Origin of the sequence: Streptomyces sp. NPDC001480, assembly GCF_042894725.1 — a bacterium.
In the GTDB taxonomy this organism is placed as follows: Bacteria; Actinomycetota; Actinomycetes; order Streptomycetales; family Streptomycetaceae; genus Streptomyces.
Genome location: NZ_JBIAVX010000002.1, coordinates 513663 through 532782, shown reverse-complemented (window position 1 = coordinate 532782; position 19120 = coordinate 513663). Strand labels below are relative to the sequence as shown.

The window sequence follows — 19120 nt, the reverse complement described above, 5'->3', positions numbered from 1 at the left end:
TGGTCTACACCATTAGTGGCCAGGTCCCGAGTCCCACGTGCGGCAGCGGCATACGCAGGTCACGGCAGGGGGCGTGGGGGGTCAGTGGCATCCCTGAGGAGGGTGGCGTGAAGCGCAAGCTGATAGCCGCGATCGGTATCGCAGGCATGATGATCTCCGTCGCGGCGTGCGGCGGCGACGACGGCGACAGCGGCAAGAACGCGGGACCGGACAGCTTCAAGGGCCAGACGCTGCGGGTCTGGACGATGGACGGATCCGCGCCGGCCCAGTGGACCAAGGACGTGCAGGCCGCCTTCGAGAAGAAGACCGGCGCGAAGCTGAAGTTCGAGATCCAGAAGTGGGACGGGATCCAGGAGAAGATCACCACGGCTCTCTCCGAGGACAACCCGCCGGACGTGATCGAGGTCGGCAACACCCAGACCCCGGCCTACGCGGCCACCGGCGGCCTCGCCGAACTCGCCGACCTCAAGCAGCAGATCGGCTCGGACTGGACCCCGTCCGTCTCCCAGTCCTCCGTCTACGACGGCAAGCAGTACGCCGCGCCGTGGTACTTCGCCAACCGCGTGGTCATCTACAACAAGAAGATCTGGGCCAAGGCGGGCATCAAGTCCACCCCGAAGACCCGCGACGAGTTCTACAAGGACCTCGAGGCCATCGACAAGAAGACCGACGCCGACCCGATCTACCTGCCGGGCCAGAACTGGTACTTCTTCGACGGCCTGACCATCGGACAGGGCGCCGACCTGGTGAAGAAGGACGGCGACAAGTACGTCTCCAACCTGGCCGACCCCAAGGTTGCCCAGGCCATGGAGATCTACAAGAAGTACGCCTCCTACTCCACGGCCCCCAAGGACAAGGACGAGGCCACCCCGCAGCAGGCCGAGGTGTTCGCCAAGGGCAAGACCGGCGCCTTCATCGGCATGGGCTGGGAGGCCGGCACCGCCGTCACCGCCAACAAGGCCATCGAGAAGGACCTCGGCTACTTCACCATCCCCGGTGAGACGGCCGGCAAGCCCGAGGGCGTCTTCCTCGGCGGCTCCAACCTGGCGGTCGCGCAGGGCAGCAAGAAGCAGGCGCTGGCCAAGGAGTTCCTGAAGATCGCCCTGTCCGACAAGTACGAGGGCGAACTGGCCAAGCTCAACGGCGTCATCCCCAACAAGGAGTCGCTCCAGACCAACCTCAAGGGCAACGCCGTGGCGGAGGCGGCGGCCCCGGCGGCCGCGGCCGGCGGCACCACCCCGCTGATCCCCGAGTGGGCCGCGGTGGAGAACACCCCGAACCCGATCAAGTCCTACATGACCGCCGTGCTGAACGGTAAGTCCCCCGCGGACGCCGCCAAGCAGGTGGATGGCGACATCAACAAGCGTCTGGCCCAGCAGAACTGATGAACCCGCGCCGGGGGCGCCGCACGTCGCCCCCGGCTCATTCGTGTCGTTCGTACGGCCGGCAGCACGCATCACGCACGCATACGGCCGGTACGGCCATGGAAGAGATGGCAACTCATGTCAGTGCAGACCGAAGGCACGGACACGGCCGGGGAGCCCGCTGTCCGCAAGGCCGAGGCGCCGGTGCCCCCGAGGGGTGAGGCGCGTGGGGCCGGCCGCCCAGCGCGGCGCGGTGCCGCCGCTCCCTACCTGCTCCTGCTGCCCGCGCTGCTGGCCACACTGATCCTGCTCGGCTGGCCGCTGGTGAAGAACGGCATGCTGTCGTTCCAGAACCTCAACCCCCGGCAGCTCATCCTGCACCTCACCGAGTGGAACGGCGTCGAGAACTACAAGTCCGTGCTCCAGGGGGCGGACTTCTGGCACGTCGTCGAGCGCTCCGTGGTGTTCACGGCGGTCAACGTCGTGCTGATCATGCTGTTCGGCACCCTGACCGGCCTGCTGCTGGCCCGCCTGGGCAAGAAGATGAGGCTGACGCTGATGCTTGGCCTCGTCCTCGCCTGGGCCATGCCCGTCATCGCGGCCACCACCGTCTACCAGTGGCTTTTCGCCCAGCAGTTCGGCGTCGTGAACTGGGTGCTGGACAAGCTCGGCTGGCACTCCATGGCCGACTACAACTGGCTCGGCGGCCAGTTCTCCACCTTCTCCGTGGTCACCCTGCTGATCGTCTGGCAGTCGATCCCGTTCGTGGCGATCAACCTCTACGCCGCCACGACCACGATCCCCAAGGAGCTGTACGAGGCCGCCTCGCTGGACGGCGCAGGCGCCTGGAAGAGCTTCACCTCGGTGACCTTCCCCTTCCTCAGGCCGTTCCTCTACGCCACGACCTTCCTCCAGGTCATCTGGGTGTTCAAGTCCTTCGCCCAGATCTTCGCGATCAACGCGGGCGGCCCCGACCGGCTCACCGAGACCCTGCCCATCTACGCCTTCGTCGAGGGCGTCGGCAACCAGCACTTCGGGGTGGGCGCGGCGATCTCGTTCCTCACCATCCTGGTGCTGCTCGTCATCACCTCGTACTACCTGCGCATGGTGCTCAAGCAAGAGGAGGACGAGCTGTGAAGCGCTCACTCTTCGGCCGTATCTGGCCCAACGCGACCGCCCTCGTCCTCTTCGTCGGCTTCGTGTTCCCCGTCTACTGGATGTTCGCAACGGCGTTCAAGCCGGCCGGCGACATCATCGCCGACAACCCGGTGTGGTTCCCGACGGACATCACGTTCACCCACTTCACCAAGGCCTTGCACGCGGACCACTTCTGGACCCTGGTCGCCAACTCGGTCATCGTCACGGTGTGCTCGGTGGTCTTCTCGCTGGTGATCTCGCTCTTCGCGGCCTTCGCCCTGGCCCGGATGCGGTTCAAGGGGCGGCGCGGCCTCATCGTGACCTTCATGCTGGCGCAGATGGCCCCCTGGGAGGTCATGATCATCGCCATCTACATGCTGGTCCGCGACAACGACATGCTCGACAGCCTCGTCCCGCTCACCGCCTTCTACACGATGATGGTGCTGCCCCTCACGATCCTGACCCTGCGCGGCTACGTGGCCGCGGTGCCGAAGGAGCTGGAGGAGTCGGCGATGGTCGACGGCTGCACCCGCGTCCAGGCCTTCGTGCGGGTCATCTTCCCCCTGCTGGCGCCCGGCCTGATGGCCACCTCGCTGTTCGGCTTCATCACCGCGTGGAACGAGTTCCCGCTCGTGCTGATCCTCAACAAGAGCATCGAGAAGCAGACCCTGCCGATCTGGCTGTCCCAGTTCCGCACCGCCTTCGGCGACGACTGGGGGGCCACGATGGCGGCGTCGACGCTGTTCGCGCTGCCCATCCTGATCCTTTTCATCGTTCTCCAGCGCAAGGCCGTCAGCGGCCTGACCGACGGCGCCGTGAAGGGATGACACGCCCGATGACCACACGCGCCACCACCGCGTTCGACAGCGGCTCCGCCGCGGGTGACACCCTGACCCGCGACGCGCTCGCCGTGTTGCAGCCGGGCTTCGCCGGCACCACCGCGCCGGACTGGGTGCGCCGCCGACTCGGCGAGGGGCTGGCCTCCGTCGCCCTGTTCGGCCGCAACGTCGCCGGTCAGGAACAGGTCACCGCTCTCACCGCCCAGTTGCGGGCCGAGCGGGACGACCTGCTGGTGGCCATCGACGAGGAGAGCGGCGACGTCACCCGCCTGGAGGTCCGCACCGGCTCCTCCTTCCCCGGCAACCACGCCCTCGGCGCCGTCGACGACCCGGACCTCACCCGCGGTGTCGCCCGGGAGCTGGGCCGCCGACTGGCCGCGTGCGGCGTCAACTTCAACTGGGCGCCGTCCGCCGACGTCAACGCCAACCCCGACAACCCGGTCATCGGCGTACGCTCCTTCGGCGCCGGCACCGACCTGGTGGCCCGGCACACCGCCGCCTACGTCCAGGGCCTCCAGTCCACCGGCGTCGCCGCCTGCACCAAGCACTTCCCGGGCCACGGCGACACCAACGTCGACTCCCACCACGCCGTGCCGCGCATCGACGTCGACGTGGACACCCTGTACGAGCGTGAACTGGTGCCGTTCCGCGCGGCCATCGAGGCCGGCACCCGCGCCGTCATGAGCGCGCACATCCTCGTCCCCGCCCTGGACCCGCGGCACCCCGGGACCCTCTCCCGCCGTATCCTCACCGAGCTGCTGCGCGGCGAGCTCGGCTACGAAGGGCTGATCGTCACCGACGGCATGGAGATGCGGGCCATCTCGGGGACGTACGGCCTGGAGCACGGCGTCGTCCTGGCGATCGCGGCGGGCGCCGACGCGATCTGTGTCGGCGGCGGACTGTGCGACGAGGGCACGGTGCTGGGGCTGCGGGACGCGCTGGTCGCCGCCGTCCGCTCCGGCGAACTGCCCGAGGAACGCCTGGCCGACGCCGCCGCCCGGGTGCGGCAGCTGGCGCGCTGGACCGCCGAGGCGCGGCGCGATCCTCAGGCCGCGGCCGAACCCGCCCCGGAGATCGGTCTGGTCGCGGCGCGCCGCGCGCTGACCGTGACCCGCTCGGGCCCCGCCGCACTGGTCACCGAGCCGGTGTACGTCGCCACCTTCAACCCGGCCGCCAACATCGCAGTGGGCGACGAGACCCCCTGGGGCATCGGCGCCGAGCTGGAGCGCTCGCTGCCCGGCACCACGACCGGCTCCTTCACCGGGGCCGACGCGGGCGGCGCGGCTCTCCAGGCGTCGGGTGGCCGCCGGATCGTCGCCGTGGTCCGCGACGAGCACCGGCACGACTGGATGCGCGCGGCCCTGGACGTCCTCCTCGCCGCCCGCCCGGACACCGTCGTGGTCGAGATGGGCGTACCGCAGGCACCACCGCGCGGCGCCCTGCACATCGCCACGCACGGCGCCGCCCGTGTCTGCGCGGTGGCGGCGGCGGAGCGCGTCGTCACGGGCTGACGAGGCAGTACCGACGAGCGCCGGCCGGGCCCTGTGCCCGCCGGCGCTCACTTTTGTTCAACAACCGGCACTTGACAGGCAGTTGGCGGCAATTCGGCCGTGATCCGTTGAAGCGTGAAGTGGTCTAGTCCAAGGTGAGGACACGTCAGTTCGATCAACCCGGAGTCGCCGTATGCCGACGCCTGACCGCCACCGCCACCTCTTCCGAGCGGCATCGGACCGCCCCTATTTCAGCGCGGACGGCGAGACGTACCTCGCACAGACGCCCCTGAGAGACATCGAGAAGTCACAGCCGCTGCGCGTGCTGTCCGAGGCGGACCTCGCCTTCTGGCAGACGTACGGCTACGTCGTCGTCCGGGACGCCATCTCCCCGGGCGCCGCCAAGAGCCTGCTGGAGTTCGCCTGGGAGTTCCAGGGACTCGACCCCGACCGCCCCGAAACCTGGTACGAGGAGCGGGAGTTCCGCTCGGATCTCGACCGCGACCTGCACGTCTACGGCTTCGTCGAGGCCTACCACCACCAACTCCTGTGGGACAGCCGCCAGGCCGAGCGGGTGTACGACGCCTTCGCCGACGTGTGGGACTGCGCAGAGCTCTGGGTCACGCTGGACCGGCTCAACCTCAACCCGCCCAACCGGGGCAACCGCTCGCGCTCCCTGATCGAACCCACCGACGAGGGCTTCGACATCGAGCTGCACTGGGACGTCGACACCACCCTCGGGGTGCTCCCGCAGCGCGTCCAGGGCATCATCGCCCTCACCGACACCCGCCCCGAACTCGGCGGCTTCCAGTGCGCGCCCGATCTGTTCCGGCGGTTCGAAGAATGGCGCGTCGCCCAGCCCGCCGGCCGCGATCCGATCCGGCCCGCGATCGACCGCGCGGAGTTCCCCGTCGTACGGCCCGACCTCCAGGCCGGCGACCTGCTGATCTTCAACGGGCTGCTGGCGCACGGCGTGGCGCCGAACCTCTCCGACAACGGTGTCAGAGCCGTCCAGTACCTGTCGATGATGCCCGCGCTGGAGGAGCACACGGACCTGCGCGCCTCCCGCGTCGAGTCCTGGCGGACCCTCAGCACCCCCGACTGGAACGCGACCCTGCTCGGCGACGCACGCCGGCCCGAGGCCCTCCGCTACGGCCCCGCCGACCTCGACGGCCTGGGCCGCAGGCTCCTGGGGCTGGACTCCTGGCACGGACAGGGGGACGAGCGGTGACCCCGGGGACCGGCACGCACCGGATCTGCCTCGCCCTTCCCACCAACCGCGCCTGCGCCCCGACCCTGGCCGCCGTCGCCGAGGAGGCGGCCCACGCGGCCCGCCACTCCGACGCCGAGGTGCGTCTGCTGGTCCTCGACTCCTGCGACGAGCGGACCCGGTCCGAGCACGCCCGCGTCCTGGCCGCACTGCCCCCGGTGCCGGGGCTGACCATCCATCACCTCGACGAGGCCGGCCAGCGGGACTTCCTGCGGGACGTGATCCACCGGGCCGCTCCCGCCGCCCCGGACCGGATGCTCGACCTCATGCTCCCGTCCGGCGTCTCCTACGGTGCCTGCACCAACCGGGCCTTCCTGATCGCGAGCGCGCTCGGCTGCCGGTCGGTGCACCGCCGGGACTCCGACAGCGCCTACCAGTCGGCGAACGGCGAGCCGGTGTTCCCCGTGCACCACGAACTGCCGTCGCTCGGCATGCCCGCCGCGCGGGCCGCGGCGAACGTCTCGGAGACGGACCTCGACCCCGCGCACGCCGACCGCCCGGTGTCACTGGCCGGCGCGTCCTTCATCGGCGAACTCTCCGTGGACATCGGCGAGATACAGCGCCTGGACCAGGACCTCCACCACGAGGTCGTGAGCCTCTGGGCGCCCGGTGACTGGTCCGAGGAACGCAAGCGGGAGCTGGTCGCCGAGTCCTTCAAGGGTGCCGGCACCGCCCCGTTCGCCGGGGACCACTCGACGCTGACCCTGGTCGACCCCATGCGGGTGGACATGTGCAACATCGCCCTCCACCACGAGGTGTACGAGCGGGTGCCGCTGCCGCCGGCCACCGACACCATCGGCAGCGACTACTTCCTCCTCCACCTCGTCCACGACGCCACGCTGCCCGGAGTCCTGCACAACCGGCACATCGAGAACTTCCACACCCCGGAACGGCGCACCCACTCGGGCTTCCTCGCCTACCAGACGCGGTTCGTGAAGTTCCTGCTGTCGATGCTCTACTTCCACCACGTCTACGACCGGATGGCGGAATCGGGCGCCGCCCTCCTCGACGACCGGCACCGCGTCCGGGCCGACGCCGTCGTGGGCTTCCTGCGGGGAAGCACCCGCCTCGACCGGTCCGAGAACGTCTGGCGGCTGGACCGGATCGACAACGCGTACCGCAAACTCGGCGGCAGATACGCGGACTTCGCCGACCTGCTGGCCGTGCGCCGCGAACGGCTGCTGGACGAGGCCCGGCGGGACATCGAGGACTTCGCGCTGCTGATCGAGGCCTGGCCCGCGCTGGTGGACGCGGCACGGGCGACGGGGCTCGGGGGCGCGGACCGGGGGACCGGAGTCAGGGGCTCGGACCGGTGAGCGGGGACGTGTCCGCGCCGCTGTCCGCCGCGCTGTCCGCCGCTCTGGCCGCCGCCTCCGAGGACACCGTCGTCTTCGACCTGCTCGGGATCGAGGCCCAGTACGAGGCTCTCGTACGGGAGTTGCCCGGCGTGGCCGTCCGCTTCGCCGTCAAGGCGTGCCCCGTCGACGAGGTGCTGACCTGCCTCGCCGACCGGGGTGCCGGCTTCGACGCGGCGAGCCCGGCCGAGATCGGGCAGGCGTTGCGGACGGGCGTACCCGCGGACCGTATCCACTACGGCAACACCGTCAAGTCCGACGCGGCGATCGCCGAGGCCCACCGGCTCGGTGTCCGGACCTTCGCCACCGACAGCGTGCAGGACGTGGCCGCGATCGCCGCCCACGCGCCGGGCGCCCGGGTGTTCTGCCGCCTCGCCACCAGCGGGGAGGGAGCCCTGTGGGGGCTGAGCCGCAAGTTCGGCTGCTCACCGGACGACGCGGTACGGGTGCTGGAAGCGGCTCGCGCGGCCGGCCTCACCCCGGCGGGGCTGTCCGTGCACGTCGGCTCCCAGCAGATGACGGCCGAGGCCTGGCAGGACGCCTTCGACACCCTCGCCGAGGTGCTCGTGGCACTGCGCGGGCGGGACATCGTGCCGGACCACGTCAACCTCGGCGGCGGCCTGCCCGCGCTCGGCTACCTCGACCGCTGGGGCCACCGGCTGGAACCCCCGCTGGACAAGATGTTCGCCGTCATCCGCGAAGGCATGGAGCGGCTTCGGGATGCCTGCTCCGGCCCCCTCGACTTCGTCATGGAGCCCGGCCGTCACCTGGTGGCGGACCACGGCGCGGTCCGGGCCCACGTGTACCGGATGACCGCCCGCCGGCGACCGGACGGAGCCGCCGAGCACTGGCTGTACCTGAGCGTGGGGAAGTTCAACGGGCTCTACGAGATGGACCAGTTGGGCTACCGGCTGGTCTTCCCCGGCCACGCGGGCCGCAACGGGACGGAGTACGTCCACGCAGTCGTAGCGGGCCCGACCTGCGACAGCGACGACACCTACGGAGCCGGGCACCACCGGGTGCGCGTGCCGGGGGACCTGGCCTCCGGCGACCCGGTCTGGATCCTGTCCGCCGGCGCCTACGCCACCAGCTACATGGCCCAGCACTTCAACGGCTTCCGCCCACTTCCGCACGACATCGCACGCATCCGCCCCGTGGCCGGCGCCGACTGGCCGGCCGTGGCGGCCCTGGAAGCCGCCGCGTACGCGGACCGCTCGCTCTCGGAGGGCCAGGACGCGCTGGAGTCCAGGGGCCGCGGCTCCCCGGACACCTGCTTCGTCCTGGAACTCGGCGGCCGGATCGCGGGCTACGTACTCTCCCTGCCCTACCCGAGGTTCCACTACCCGGACCTCACCAGACCCGAGGACACCGTCTTCCACTCCCGCAACCTCCACCTGCACGACATCGTCGTCGCCGAGGACCTGCGGGGCCGCGGACTGGGCAGTCTGCTGCTGCGCCGGCTGACGACCGCCGCCGGGGCGAGCGGCTTCGAACGCATCTCGCTGGTCGCGGTCGGCGGCATGGAGACCTACTGGCAGGCCCACGGCTACCGCCCCCACCACGAGGCCGTCCTCCCGCCGGGCTACGGCAGCGACGCGGTGTACATGTCCACCGGGCTGCGCACCAGCGCCCCGCACGACGACGAGGAGCCGGGCTGATGCAGATCACGCAGATGCTGAAGCACACGCCACGCGCCCACGACGGATTCCGCCGCGAGAAGTGGGCGATCGCGGCCCTGTTCTGCTTCCTCGGCTTCCAGTACGCCACCTGGGCCTCCCGGCTCCCGGCGCTGAAGAGCAGGCTGGACCTGACCGAGCAGGAACTGGGGCTGCTGCTCATGGCCTGCGGCGCGGGCGCCGCCGCCTCCTTCCCGCTCGTCGCGTTCCTGACCCGGCGACTGGGCTCACGGCGCCTGGCGCTCGGCTCCGCCCTGTGCCTGGCCGCGCTGCTCCTGGCCCTGTCCGTGGCGCCCAACTACCCGACGGCGCTGCTGGTCATCTGCTGCGACGGCGTCGCCGTCGGCTGCCTGAACGTCGCCATGAACGCACAGGGAGCCGCGCTGGAGACCAAGTACGGCCGCACCGCCATGTCCCAGCTCCACGCGACGTTCAGCGCCGGACTGCTGGGCGCGGCACTCCTGGCCTCCGGCGTCAACACGGTGACACCGGCCGTCACCGCCCACTTCGCGGTGGCCGCCGTCCTGCTGCTGGTGCTGCTCGGCCGGGCCCGGTCACGGCTGCTGACCGACAGTCCGCCGGAACAGCGGCCGGAGGAACCGAGGGCACGCCGCTCCGTGCTGACCCGGCCGGCTCCCATGACGCTGCTGATGGGCTGCGCCATGGCGTTCGGCACGATCACCGAAGGCGCCATGAACGACTGGTCGGCGCTCTACCTGAAGGACGTCGTCAAGGCCTCACCGTCCGTCGCGCCGCTGGGCATCGCCGTCGTCTCGGTCATGATGCTGCTGGCCCGCGCGTGCGCCGACCGCTGGCGCAGCCGCTGGGGCGATGGCCAGGTCGTCCGCGTCGGCGGCGCCGTCGCCGGCCTCGGCCTTGCCCTCGCCCTCGCGGCCGGCGGGGTACTGCCCACGCTGGCCGGTTTCGCCTGCGTGGGCCTCGGGGCGGCGGCGATCACCCCCTGCGTGTACGTCGCGGCGGCGGCGCACGGCCCCGACGCGCTGGCCCTGGTCGCCGCGATGGGCACCACCGGCCTGCTGGCCGGCCCCGCCCTGATCGGCTTCATCGCCGGCACCGGCGGCCTCACCGTCGGCATGTCCGCGGTCGCCGCCTCGGCCCTGATCGTGTCGCTGTGCGCGCTGCGGATCCGGTGGGGGGCCGGTGCCGTGGCCGTCGGGGAGTAGAGGGAGCAGACGACGCGCGGCCCGGCCTCGTCCTGCCCCGGCCCTGGCCAAATCCCGCCATGTGTGCCCCGCATCGGTGGCAACGGCACAGGGACACGCTGTCCGTGCGCCAGGCCGCGTAGGGTCCTTCCGGCGCAAAGCGGCCGCTCGCGCGCACTCTTGAAGCTGCGACCGATTTCTGTCAGCGTCCTGATCATGCCCCGCAACGCAGTCATCGGTGTGGACATCGGCACATCGAGCAGCAAGGGCGTCCTCGTCTGTCTCGACGGTGCGCTGATCCGCTCGGCCGTACGGGAGCACGCTCCCGCAAGGCCGGGCCCCGGCCGCTTCGAAATGGACGCTTCCGTGTGGTGGCGTGAGTTCACCGAGCTCGCCCGGGAACTGACCGCCCCGGACGACACCTCCGTGATCGCCGTCGGGGTCAGCGGCATGGGCCCCTGCGTCCTGCTGACCGACGAGCACGACACCCCGGTGCGCCCCGCCGTCCTCTACGGCGTGGACACCCGCTCGGTCCACCAGATCGAACGCATCGAGGCACGGCTCGGCGCCGACGAGATCATCCGCCGCGGCGGCTCCGCCCTGAGCACCCAGGCCGCCGGGCCGAAGATCGCCTGGATCGCCGAGGAGGAGCCCGAACTCTACGCCCGGGCGCGCCGCCTCTACATGCCGAGCTCCTGGCTGGTCAGAAAGCTCACCGGGGCCTACGTCCTGGACCACCACTCGGGCAGCCAGTGCACCCCGCTGTACGACACTCTCGCGGGCGAGTGGTACACCCCCTGGGCCGCCGCGGTGGCCCCCGGCATCGATCTGCCGCCGCTGCGATGGCCGGGCGAACCGGCCGGCACTCTCACCGCCGAGGCAGCCCGGGCGACCGGCCTTCCCGCCGGCATCCCCGTCACCACCGGCACCATCGACGCCTGGGCCGAGGCGCTGAGCGTGGGTGCGCAGCACACCGGTGATCTGATGCTGATGTACGGCACCACCATGTTCCTCATCCACACCGTGCCCAAGCCGCTCACCAGCCCGTCCCTGTGGGGCACGGTCGGTGCCCTGCCCGGCACCCGCAACCTGGCCGGCGGCATGGCCACCTCCGGTGCGGTCACCAACTGGCTGCGCGACCTGTTCGCCGGTACCGGCCACGCCGAACTCACCCGCCTGGCCGCCGAGTCGGGCCCGGGCGCCAACGGCCTGCTGATGCTCCCGTACTTCTCCGGCGAGCGCACCCCGGTCATGGATCCGGACGCCCGCGGTGTCATCGCGGGGCTGACCCTGTCCCACACCCGCGGTGATCTGTACCGGGCCGCACTCGAGGCGACCGGTTTTGGTGTCCGGCACAACATCGAGGTCATCGAGGCGGCCGGTGGCGACATCCGCCGTGTGGTCGCCGTCGGCGGTGGCACTCAGGGCGCCCTGTGGACACAGATCGTCTCCGACATCGCCGGCCGTCCGCAGGAGTTGCGCACCGTCACCATCGGCGCCAGTTACGGCGGCGCGCTGCTGGCGGCACAGCTCGTCGGGAACGCCTCCGTCGAGGAATGGAACCCGGTGCGCGAGACGGTGAAGCCCCGCCCCGAGCACACTGCTCGCTACGACGAGTTGTACGCACTCTACCGGCGGCTGTACCCGCAGACCTCGGCAACCGTCCACGCCCTGGCGGCACTTCAGGAGCGCTGACCCGTACACAAAGACTCGTGCGTCCTGATGCAGGACGTCGAGGGCGACGAGTTCGGTCTCGACTGAGCATCCTCCGACAGGCACCACGGCCGGTCCTTGCGTACCGGATGCGATTCGTCTACCGGCCGGACCCACCCGCTCCCGGCTCCGCCAGGGCGGACAGGGCCTGGAGGCCCCTGAGGAAACCGTCGCGGTCTGCGGGCGGCAGTTGGGCGAGCAGCCGTTCCTCGCCCTTCTGGATGGCGGACTGGACGGTGTCCCGCAGTCGCCGCCCCTCGGCGGAGAGGGACAGCAGGCGCGCGCGCCGGTCATTGGGGTCGGGCCGGCGGCGGATCAGTCCACGGCTCTCCAGGTCGTCGAGGACCGCGATGATGCGGGTCTTGTCCGCCCGGATGGCGTCGGCCAGTGCGGCCTGAGTGCGGATCGGGGTCTCGTCGAGGTGCAGCAGCACGGCATACGCCCACATCGTCAGCCCGTGTGCGTCGAGGACGGGTTGTTCCGCGGCCATCAGGGTGCGCAGCAGCGGCGCGACCATCGCGGCGAGGTCGGGGCGGGTCGCTCGTCCTTCCGGCGGGGCGCCTGCGGTGCCTTCCTGATCTGCGTTGTCGGCCATGACCAAGAAAATACCCGTTGACTGTTGATAGGTGCGTGCACATCATAGGCGCATGCTTACTAATTCCTCCGCACACTTGGACCGCTTACGGCGCCTCGACGCGCAGGCGGTCCGGGACAGCGTGGCCCTGGTGCGCCGGGTGACCGCCGATGACCTGCTCCGCCCGACACCCTGCTCGGCGTGGACGCTGGGCGATCTGCTCGCCCATATGACGGGCCAGCACCGCGGGTTCGCGGCGGCCGCGCTCGGGCACGGCGAGGACCTCGCGCACTGGCGGGTCCGCCTTCCCGCCCAGGACGCCACCACCGAGGAGGCCACCGCCGAGGACGCCGTCATGGAGTACGGCGAAGCGGCGGAACAGGTCATCACCGCGTTCGCGGCCGTGGCCGCCCCCGAGCGCCCCTTCGCTCTGCCCGAACTGTCGGCCGACCGGAGGTTCCCCGCCGCCCAGGCCATCGGCTTCCACCTCATCGACTACGTGGTCCACAGCTGGGACGTCGCCCGCAGCCTGGACGTCGCGTACGACCCCGGTCCCGAACTCCTGGCCGCCGCACTGCCCCTGGCCCGCGCCGTCCCGGACGGCGACTTCCGCCTCGCCCCGGACAGCGCCTTCAGGACCGCACTGCCCGTGGGCGACGGCGCGACCACGCTGGAACGGATCCTGACGACCCTGGGCCGATCGCCGGGCTGGCGCGGCCCGTCCGGCGATGCGGCAGCGGACGCGCGCCACAGCCCGGCCGGCCGTGACACGACATGCTGAGGTCCTCGTGGACGCCTGGCCAGGCCCCTGACCACAGTGGCCCGGTGCTGGTCAGCGTCACCGACTTCAGGCTCGACAGCATCAGGGACCTGCCCGGCGTCTACCGGCAGGCCCGCCGACTGGCGGCGCGCTGGCCCGAGCTCGCGGGGGCGTACGGGATGCGCCTCTGGACGATCCCCACCGCCCGCCGGTGCGGGGCCGTGGCCGTATGGCGCGACCCAGCCGCCTTGCACGGCTTCATCGCCTGGCCGCCGCACGTCGCCATCATGCGCGCCTACCAGGGCCGCGGCACGCTGACCTCGGTCACCTGGCAGGCGGACACGTTCGACGTGAAGGCGATCTGGGACCGGACCTGGAGCCCGAGCCGGTCCGGCGCCGGCTGACGCTGCCCCGCCGCGACCGCTCGCTGGGCCCGGCCGCCGGGCCTAGAAGAAGCCCAGCTTCTTCGGGGAGTACGACACCAGCAGGTTCTTCGTCTGCTGGTGGTACACGCCTGACCTCGCTCCTGACCTGCGACAAAGAGAGGCAACGTCGAGTACCAGGCTGAGTCGGTCCGCACCTGGTCCGGATCTTGATGAGTGGTACGTGGTGCCAGCGAGTGGGCCGCGGTACCACATGGCACATGTCGTGGAAGCCGTCCAGGGCCGTCCATCCAGTCCTATGTGCAGTGTGCTGCCGATCGGCCGCACAGCCCGTGCCGTCGCCGCCTCACTCCTCCGCGTCCTCCAGAGCGGCGAGCCGGCAGCCCCGCCGGACCAGACCGGCGGTGCTTCGCCCGCAGTGCAGAGGAGCCGGCCCGCTGTGAGGAAGTCGATCTCGTGGTCGTGACGGTGAGGGTTCCGCAGCATCTGGAGCTCATCCGGCCTGCGATCGATGCGGGGAAGATGGTGCTCAGCGAGTGGCCGCTGGGTACCGATCTCGCGCAGGCCGAGGAACTGGCCGCCCGTGCGCGCCGCAGGGGGTTGCTGACGGCCGTCGGTCTGCAGGCCCGGTCGGCTCCGCTACTTCGGTATCTGCGGGACCTGGTCGCCGAGGGCTGCGTGGGGCGGGTGCTGTCGACCAGCATGCTCGGGTCGGGTGGGGGCTGGGGCGCCACGTACGACGACAGTCATGCGTACCTGCTGGACGTCAGGAGCGGTGCCACTCTGCTGTCGGTCCCTTTCGGCCACTCGGTCGACACGCTGATCATGGTGCTCGGGGAGTTCCGCGAGGTGTCGGCGCACATCGAGAACCTGCGTCCCGAGGTCACCCACGTGACGAGCGGCGCGGTCGCGGCCAAGAGTGCCGAGGACCAGATCGCCGTGACCGGTCTGCTGGAGTCGGGTGCCGTGGCCGCGATGCACGTCCGCGGCGGAACGTCCCGTGCTACCCAGTTCCACTGGGAGATCAACGGCACGGAGGGCGATCTGGTCGTCAAGGCCGATCAGGCTCAGTGCTGGTCGGGGCGTCTGCGGTTGTACGGCGCCCGGGGAAGCGACGGCACGTTGACCGCACTTCCGGTTCCCCTCCGCTACGAGCGGTCGCTGACGGAGTGGGCCGAGCGATCCGCCGAGCCCGCCTACAACGTCGCCCACCAGTACGCGCTTCTGCGCGAGCAGATCACCGGGCGCCTCGCGCCGGACACGGACGGCGTTCCCGACTTCCTGCACGCCGTCCGACGGCACCGCATGCTGGAACAGGTCCGGGACGCGGCACAGACCGGCCGGAAGGTCACGCTCCGATAGCAGGACTCGTGAGAGCGAGCCCCGCATCATGGTGCGGTTGCGGAAGCGCTTGGAGAAGTAGTCGACGGCCTCGTCCAGGATCCGATCCTGCGTCACGCCGGGTGCCCCAACGTCATGTCAGCTGGCCCTTGCCCACATTCACTCGTTCAGCCGAACAAGCCCCCTGCGCTGCCACACGGCACACCGGGATCGACACCGCAAGCAGCAACCCGTAGAGACTGCTGCTCAGGGACGACATGTGGCCCACATTGTGCTGTGCCCCGTGGGGGCTCCGCCGGACTAGCCGGGCGAGCGCCTCATCCCGCCCGCGCCTAGAAAGAGACGGGGAGCTGAGGCGACGGAGGGAGTGGCTTGGGATGCGGATCGTCGTGGACCTCACCCATTGCCCGGCGTATGCGCAGTGTTTCCCGCCCGCCGAGCTGGACAGCGCACTGCTACGTTTCCGCGCGGAAAGGAGACGGGCAACGGAGTTCTCCATCCAGCCGGAACGCTTCCACTCGGTGTTCTGCGCGGACGTGCCCGACGACGAGGCCGCCGTGCTCGCCGCCAGCCAGCGGCCCGCAACCGAGACGGCGTTCGACGAGCCTCTCGCCATCGAGCCGGGCTGGAAGACGCTCCCGAGATGGTTCGTCGTTGCCGGCGCCGACCGCGCCATCAATCCCGACGCCGAGCGTGCCCCAGCCGAGCGGATCGGGGCGACCGTCACCGAGATCAGCGGTGGCTCCCACGCCGTCGCGCTCTTCTACGCCGACGAGGTGACTCAGGTCATTGTGGGAGCGCTCCGCGAGATCGGTTGATTCCCGGCGGGAGGCGCGAAAAGCCGCCGAGACGGGAGGTTCAAGCTGCGATGAGAGCGCGTCCCTGAGCAATGACTTCGTCCGCACCCGATGTCTCGCAACAAGGAGTCGTGTCCCATGCTCGCCATTCACCTCACCCAGTTCGGGGAGCCGGAGAAGAGCCTGAAGGTGGTGGACGTGCCCGAGCCCCAGGCTCCGACCGCCGGGCAGGCGCTGGTCCAGGTCGAGTATGCCCCGCTCGACCACCACGACCTCCTCTTGGCGCAGGGCATCTACCCCGTTCGCCCTGAGCTGCCCACCGCCATCGGCAACGAGGGCGTCGGCACGGTCGTGTCCGTAGGGCCCGACGTCACGGAGGTCCGTCCCGGCGACAGGGTCCTGCTTCCCTTCGGCGTCTTTTCCTGGTCCGAACAGGTCGTGGCCGAGGCAGCGGACCTGAGCGTCTTGGACAAGTCCATTGGCCTCGATCAGGCCGCGATGCTCACCATCAATCCCGTCACCGCGGGGCTCTTGGTCGGCCTGCGCGACCTTCCGGCCGGTTCCTGGGTGGTGCAGAACGCGGCGAACAGCGGGGTAGGCCGGTCCGTCATCGTGTTCGCGAAGGAGCGCGGGCTGCGAACGATCAACATCGTGCGCCGTGCGGAACTCGTGAACGAACTCGGAGATCTCGGCGCCACCGTCGTGGTCGTCGACTCGGCGGACGCCGGTGCGCGCGTACGGGAAGCCATCGGATCCGATCCGGTGCTGCTGGGCCTCGACGGTGTCAGCGGAACGGCGACCACGCTGCTGCTGGACGTGCTGACCGACGGCGCCCTGCTGGTGATCTACGGGTACCTGAGCGGCCGGTCGTTCACGCCCGACCCGGACGCGCTGAAGACGAAGAACATCACCACGACGGAGTTCTGGATGTACCAGGACAGGTTTCTGCCCCGCCTTCCGGCTCTGCACGCGGAGTCCGCGCGGCTGGTCGCCGAGGGGAAACTCGTCCTGCCCTCCGCGCCCGTCTACAAGGCGGCGGACTTCCCCGAGGCACTCGCGTACTTCCGGAAGAACGGCAAGGTCCTCCTGGACTTCAACCCGCATCGCGCGTAGGCGCCGCCGCACCTGCCGCTGAAGCCGGGACCATCCCGAGAGGAAGCGGCCGGAATCGATCACACAGCCGCTGCCGGGCCGCCCGGAACGGCCCCGACACACGATCAAGGATGAGCAGTATGGCCGCACACAGCACCATCGGCATTCTCGGCGCGGGAGAGGTCGGTCGGGCCGTCGCCGACAAGGCCGTCCGTCACGGACATGAGGTAGTCATCGGCAACAGCCGGGGCCCGGAGACACTCAAGGCGGTCGTGGCGCAGCTGGGGCCGAAGGCTCACGCAGTGACGGCCGAGGAGGCGGCGCAGCCGGACCTCGTCTTCCTCGCGGTGCCGTTCTTCGCCGTACCGGACCTGACCGGTCTTACCGACTGGTCCGGGAAGATCGTCGTCGACACGACGAATCAGTTCGCCGCGGCCAGCCCCTGGCGGGGCCGGTACGACGTCGGTGACCTCACGGGCAGCGAATGGGTCGCCGAGCGCCTTTCCGGAGCGCGGATTGTGAAGGCGTTCAACACCCTGTTCGCCGCGTTCATTGCCGCCGACCCCCGGCATGAGGAAGGCCGCCAGGTGGTCTTCTACGCGGGCGACGACTCCGACGCGAAGGCGCCCGTGGCCGCTTTGCTGGACGAGTTCGGGTTCGCCGCACTGGACCTCGGTGGTCTGCGAGAGGGCGGGCGGCTGATGCAGCTCGACGGCCCGCTCAGCGCACGGCACTTCCTGCTTCAGGATGCCGGCTGACGCCCCAGACCTCGGTCACCCCCGACACGCACGCCCAGCACACACAGGAGGAGCGTCATGAACCGTCGTGTCGTCCACACCCGCGGCGGGGCGCCCGCCGACGCCCTGACCGTCATCGAGGAGCCGGAGCCGGCAGCGCCGCAGACCGGTCACGTACTCATCCGCACCACCGCGTTCCCCGTGCACCCTGGCGATCTCCAGGCCGTCGAGGCGTATCCAGGGAACAGCGGACAACCGGCCCCGGCCGGTGTCGAGGCCACTGGCGTGGTGGAGGCCATCGGCCCGGACACATTGGTGGCACCGGGGGTCGCCCCCGGCGCGCGGGTGACGGTCTTCCCGCACCCGGGCGCCTGGTCCCAGTGGATCACGGCGGCCGCCCGGGTGGTGGTCGCCGTACCGGCAGAAGTGCCGGACGAGGTCGCCGCGCAGATGCTGGTGAACCCGATCACCGCCGTGATGCTGCGCCGAGAGGCGGAGGCACACGCCTCGATCGGGTACGACGGCGTTCTGTTGCAGACCGCCGCCGGCTCGTCGGTCGGACGACTGCTGACCGCTGTGTGCCTGGCCCATAACATCTCGATCGTCAACGTTGTCCGCAGCGAACGCGGTGCCGCGGAACTGCGTACACGCTTCCCGGACGTGCCGGTGGTGGCGACGGAGCATGCAGGCTGGGCCGATGACGTCCGCAGCGCGGCCGACGGCCGTCCGGTGAGCGTGGCCCTCGATCCGATCGGCGGAAAACTCACCGAGAGCCTTCTGGACCTGCTGACGCCGGGCGGAAAACTCATCTGCTACGGGCAGATGGCCGCGGAGCCGATCTCACTGCCCGCGTCGACGCTGCTGCACAAATCGCTGACGCTGCGCGGCAAGACCATCGGCCGCTGGATGTCAGACACCTCCGCCGAGAGACAGGCTTCCGACGTCGCCGCCGCGAAGCTGATCGCTATGGAGCTCAGGGACCAGTTCGACGTAGCCGCCACCTACGGTCTCGGCGACCTGGCAGAGGCTGTGGAACACGCGGTACGGCCCGGCAAGGTCGGCACCGTCCTCATCCGCCCCTGGTAGCCACCCCTACGGCCATCGCTGCGCCCGCTTGCTGAGCTGTACAAACTCTCCCAGGACCGGTGGGAAATCCGGCTAAGGGCTCGCATCCCAGGCGCCCGCCGGACGGCAGCTACCCCGAGGGGGATCGCCGCAGTGATCGCATACCTGGCCGGCGACGCCGCGAGTTTCGTGCACGGTGTGGCGCTGCCCGTCGACGGTGGCCGCACGGCCGTGTGACCCGAGCCCGAGACCGAGCCACCGGCCCGCGCCGGCTGAGAACGAACGGCACAGCATCCGCCGGGAACTTGACAGTGCTGATTCCACATAATCGGCATTATGTGGAATCAGGTTTGTCAAGGTTCAT

General features: G+C 70.4%; 18 protein-coding genes and 1 pseudogene. 18 read left to right on the top strand and 1 reads right to left on the bottom strand.

Annotated elements, in window-relative coordinates; genetic code table 11:
* Nucleotides 1-107 precede the first annotated feature (107 nt).
* From ACFY01_RS06320 to ACFY01_RS06275, 10 genes and pseudogenes are all read left to right on the top strand, one after another.
* Nucleotides 108-1385 carry an extracellular solute-binding protein gene (locus ACFY01_RS06320; RefSeq protein WP_390734475.1) on the top strand — a complete coding sequence of 426 codons (1278 nt, stop codon included), beginning with the start codon at nucleotides 108-110 and terminating at the stop codon, nucleotides 1383-1385.
* Nucleotides 1386-1502: 117 nt separating this feature from the next.
* A complete protein-coding gene (locus ACFY01_RS06315; RefSeq protein WP_390734474.1) occupies nucleotides 1503-2501 on the top strand; it encodes a carbohydrate ABC transporter permease in 999 nt (332 codons plus the stop codon).
* Nucleotides 2498-3328: a carbohydrate ABC transporter permease gene (locus ACFY01_RS06310; protein WP_390734473.1), complete on the top strand. Its 831-nt coding sequence runs from the start codon at nucleotides 2498-2500 to the stop codon at nucleotides 3326-3328. The genes ACFY01_RS06315 and ACFY01_RS06310 overlap by 4 nt, the downstream gene beginning before the upstream one ends.
* An 8-nt stretch (nucleotides 3329-3336) precedes the next feature.
* On the top strand, nucleotides 3337-4851 hold the full coding sequence (locus ACFY01_RS06305; protein WP_390734472.1) for a glycoside hydrolase family 3 protein: 1515 nt from the start codon (nucleotides 3337-3339) through the stop codon (nucleotides 4849-4851).
* 172 nt (nucleotides 4852-5023) lie between these two features.
* The gene (locus tag ACFY01_RS06300) at nucleotides 5024-6061 is read left to right on the top strand and encodes a phytanoyl-CoA dioxygenase family protein (protein WP_390734471.1); all 1038 of its coding nucleotides are present in this window, start codon (nucleotides 5024-5026) and stop codon (nucleotides 6059-6061) included.
* A complete protein-coding gene (locus tag ACFY01_RS06295; RefSeq protein ID WP_390734470.1) occupies nucleotides 6058-7416 on the top strand; it encodes a DUF6271 family protein in 1359 nt (452 codons plus the stop codon). Before ACFY01_RS06300 ends, ACFY01_RS06295 begins: the two co-directional genes overlap by 4 nt.
* Nucleotides 7417-7424: 8 nt before the next feature.
* A pseudogene (locus tag ACFY01_RS06290) lies at nucleotides 7425-8600 on the top strand (type III PLP-dependent enzyme); the annotation flags it as partial.
* A gap of 9 nt (nucleotides 8601-8609) precedes the next feature.
* Nucleotides 8610-9113: a GNAT family N-acetyltransferase gene (locus tag ACFY01_RS06285; RefSeq protein ID WP_390734677.1), complete on the top strand. Its 504-nt coding sequence runs from the start codon at nucleotides 8610-8612 to the stop codon at nucleotides 9111-9113.
* Nucleotides 9113-10315 (top strand): MFS transporter, encoded by a 1203-nt coding sequence (locus ACFY01_RS06280; protein WP_390734469.1) that lies wholly within the window; start codon nucleotides 9113-9115, stop codon nucleotides 10313-10315. The genes ACFY01_RS06285 and ACFY01_RS06280 overlap by 1 nt, the downstream gene beginning before the upstream one ends.
* Nucleotides 10316-10510: 195 nt before the next feature.
* Entirely contained in the window at nucleotides 10511-11989 is a 1479-nt protein-coding gene (locus ACFY01_RS06275; RefSeq protein WP_390734468.1) for an FGGY-family carbohydrate kinase, read from the top strand.
* 118 nt (nucleotides 11990-12107) lie between these two features.
* Here ACFY01_RS06275 and ACFY01_RS06270 read toward each other — a convergent pair whose 3' ends face one another.
* A complete protein-coding gene (locus ACFY01_RS06270; RefSeq protein WP_390734467.1) occupies nucleotides 12108-12602 on the bottom strand; it encodes a MarR family winged helix-turn-helix transcriptional regulator in 495 nt (164 codons plus the stop codon).
* A 52-nt stretch (nucleotides 12603-12654) separates the two neighbouring features.
* On the opposite strand from ACFY01_RS06270, the gene ACFY01_RS06265 reads away from it, so the two are divergent.
* The 8 genes from ACFY01_RS06265 (at nucleotide 12655) to ACFY01_RS06230 (ending at nucleotide 18993) form a co-directional block, all read left to right on the top strand.
* A complete protein-coding gene (locus ACFY01_RS06265; protein ID WP_390734466.1) occupies nucleotides 12655-13362 on the top strand; it encodes a TIGR03086 family metal-binding protein in 708 nt (235 codons plus the stop codon).
* Between the two features lie 44 nt (nucleotides 13363-13406).
* Nucleotides 13407-13745, top strand: coding sequence for a hypothetical protein (locus ACFY01_RS06260; protein WP_390734465.1), 339 nt, complete (start codon nucleotides 13407-13409; stop codon nucleotides 13743-13745).
* Between the two features lie 195 nt (nucleotides 13746-13940).
* On the top strand, nucleotides 13941-15086 hold the full coding sequence (locus ACFY01_RS06255; protein ID WP_390734464.1) for a Gfo/Idh/MocA family oxidoreductase: 1146 nt from the start codon (nucleotides 13941-13943) through the stop codon (nucleotides 15084-15086).
* A 356-nt stretch (nucleotides 15087-15442) separates the two neighbouring features.
* On the top strand, nucleotides 15443-15883 hold the full coding sequence (locus ACFY01_RS06250) for an alpha/beta hydrolase (protein WP_390734463.1): 441 nt from the start codon (nucleotides 15443-15445) through the stop codon (nucleotides 15881-15883).
* 117 nt (nucleotides 15884-16000) lie between these two features.
* Nucleotides 16001-16975, top strand: coding sequence for a zinc-dependent alcohol dehydrogenase family protein (locus ACFY01_RS06245; protein ID WP_390734462.1), 975 nt, complete (start codon nucleotides 16001-16003; stop codon nucleotides 16973-16975).
* A 119-nt stretch (nucleotides 16976-17094) separates the two neighbouring features.
* Nucleotides 17095-17712, top strand: a complete 618-nt coding sequence (locus ACFY01_RS06240; RefSeq protein WP_390734461.1) for an NADPH-dependent F420 reductase — start codon at nucleotides 17095-17097, stop codon at nucleotides 17710-17712.
* 57 nt (nucleotides 17713-17769) lie between these two features.
* A complete protein-coding gene (locus ACFY01_RS06235; protein WP_390734460.1) occupies nucleotides 17770-18777 on the top strand; it encodes a zinc-binding dehydrogenase in 1008 nt (335 codons plus the stop codon).
* Between the two features lie 18 nt (nucleotides 18778-18795).
* The gene (locus ACFY01_RS06230) at nucleotides 18796-18993 is read left to right on the top strand and encodes an SDR family oxidoreductase (RefSeq protein WP_390734676.1); all 198 of its coding nucleotides are present in this window, start codon (nucleotides 18796-18798) and stop codon (nucleotides 18991-18993) included.
* The last annotated feature ends 127 nt before the right edge of the window (nucleotides 18994-19120 follow it).

Excerpts from the sequence above, each read along its gene's own strand:
- ACFY01_RS06315 (WP_390734474.1), top strand. The coding sequence starts at position 1,503 with ATGTCAGTGCAGACCGAAGGCACGGACACGGCCGGGGAGCCCGCTGTC.
- ACFY01_RS06305 (WP_390734472.1), top strand. The coding sequence starts at position 3,337 with ATGACCACACGCGCCACCACCGCGTTCGACAGCGGCTCCGCCGCGGGT.
- ACFY01_RS06300 (WP_390734471.1), top strand. The coding sequence starts at position 5,024 with ATGCCGACGCCTGACCGCCACCGCCACCTCTTCCGAGCGGCATCGGAC.
- ACFY01_RS06280 (WP_390734469.1), top strand. The coding sequence starts at position 9,113 with ATGCAGATCACGCAGATGCTGAAGCACACGCCACGCGCCCACGACGGA.
- ACFY01_RS06275 (WP_390734468.1), top strand. The coding sequence starts at position 10,511 with ATGCCCCGCAACGCAGTCATCGGTGTGGACATCGGCACATCGAGCAGC.
- ACFY01_RS06270 (WP_390734467.1), bottom strand. The coding sequence starts at position 12,602 with ATGGCCGACAACGCAGATCAGGAAGGCACCGCAGGCGCCCCGCCGGAA.
- ACFY01_RS06265 (WP_390734466.1), top strand. The coding sequence starts at position 12,655 with ATGCTTACTAATTCCTCCGCACACTTGGACCGCTTACGGCGCCTCGAC.
- ACFY01_RS06250 (WP_390734463.1), top strand. The coding sequence starts at position 15,443 with ATGCGGATCGTCGTGGACCTCACCCATTGCCCGGCGTATGCGCAGTGT.
- ACFY01_RS06245 (WP_390734462.1), top strand. The coding sequence starts at position 16,001 with ATGCTCGCCATTCACCTCACCCAGTTCGGGGAGCCGGAGAAGAGCCTG.
- ACFY01_RS06240 (WP_390734461.1), top strand. The coding sequence starts at position 17,095 with ATGGCCGCACACAGCACCATCGGCATTCTCGGCGCGGGAGAGGTCGGT.
- ACFY01_RS06235 (WP_390734460.1), top strand. The coding sequence starts at position 17,770 with ATGAACCGTCGTGTCGTCCACACCCGCGGCGGGGCGCCCGCCGACGCC.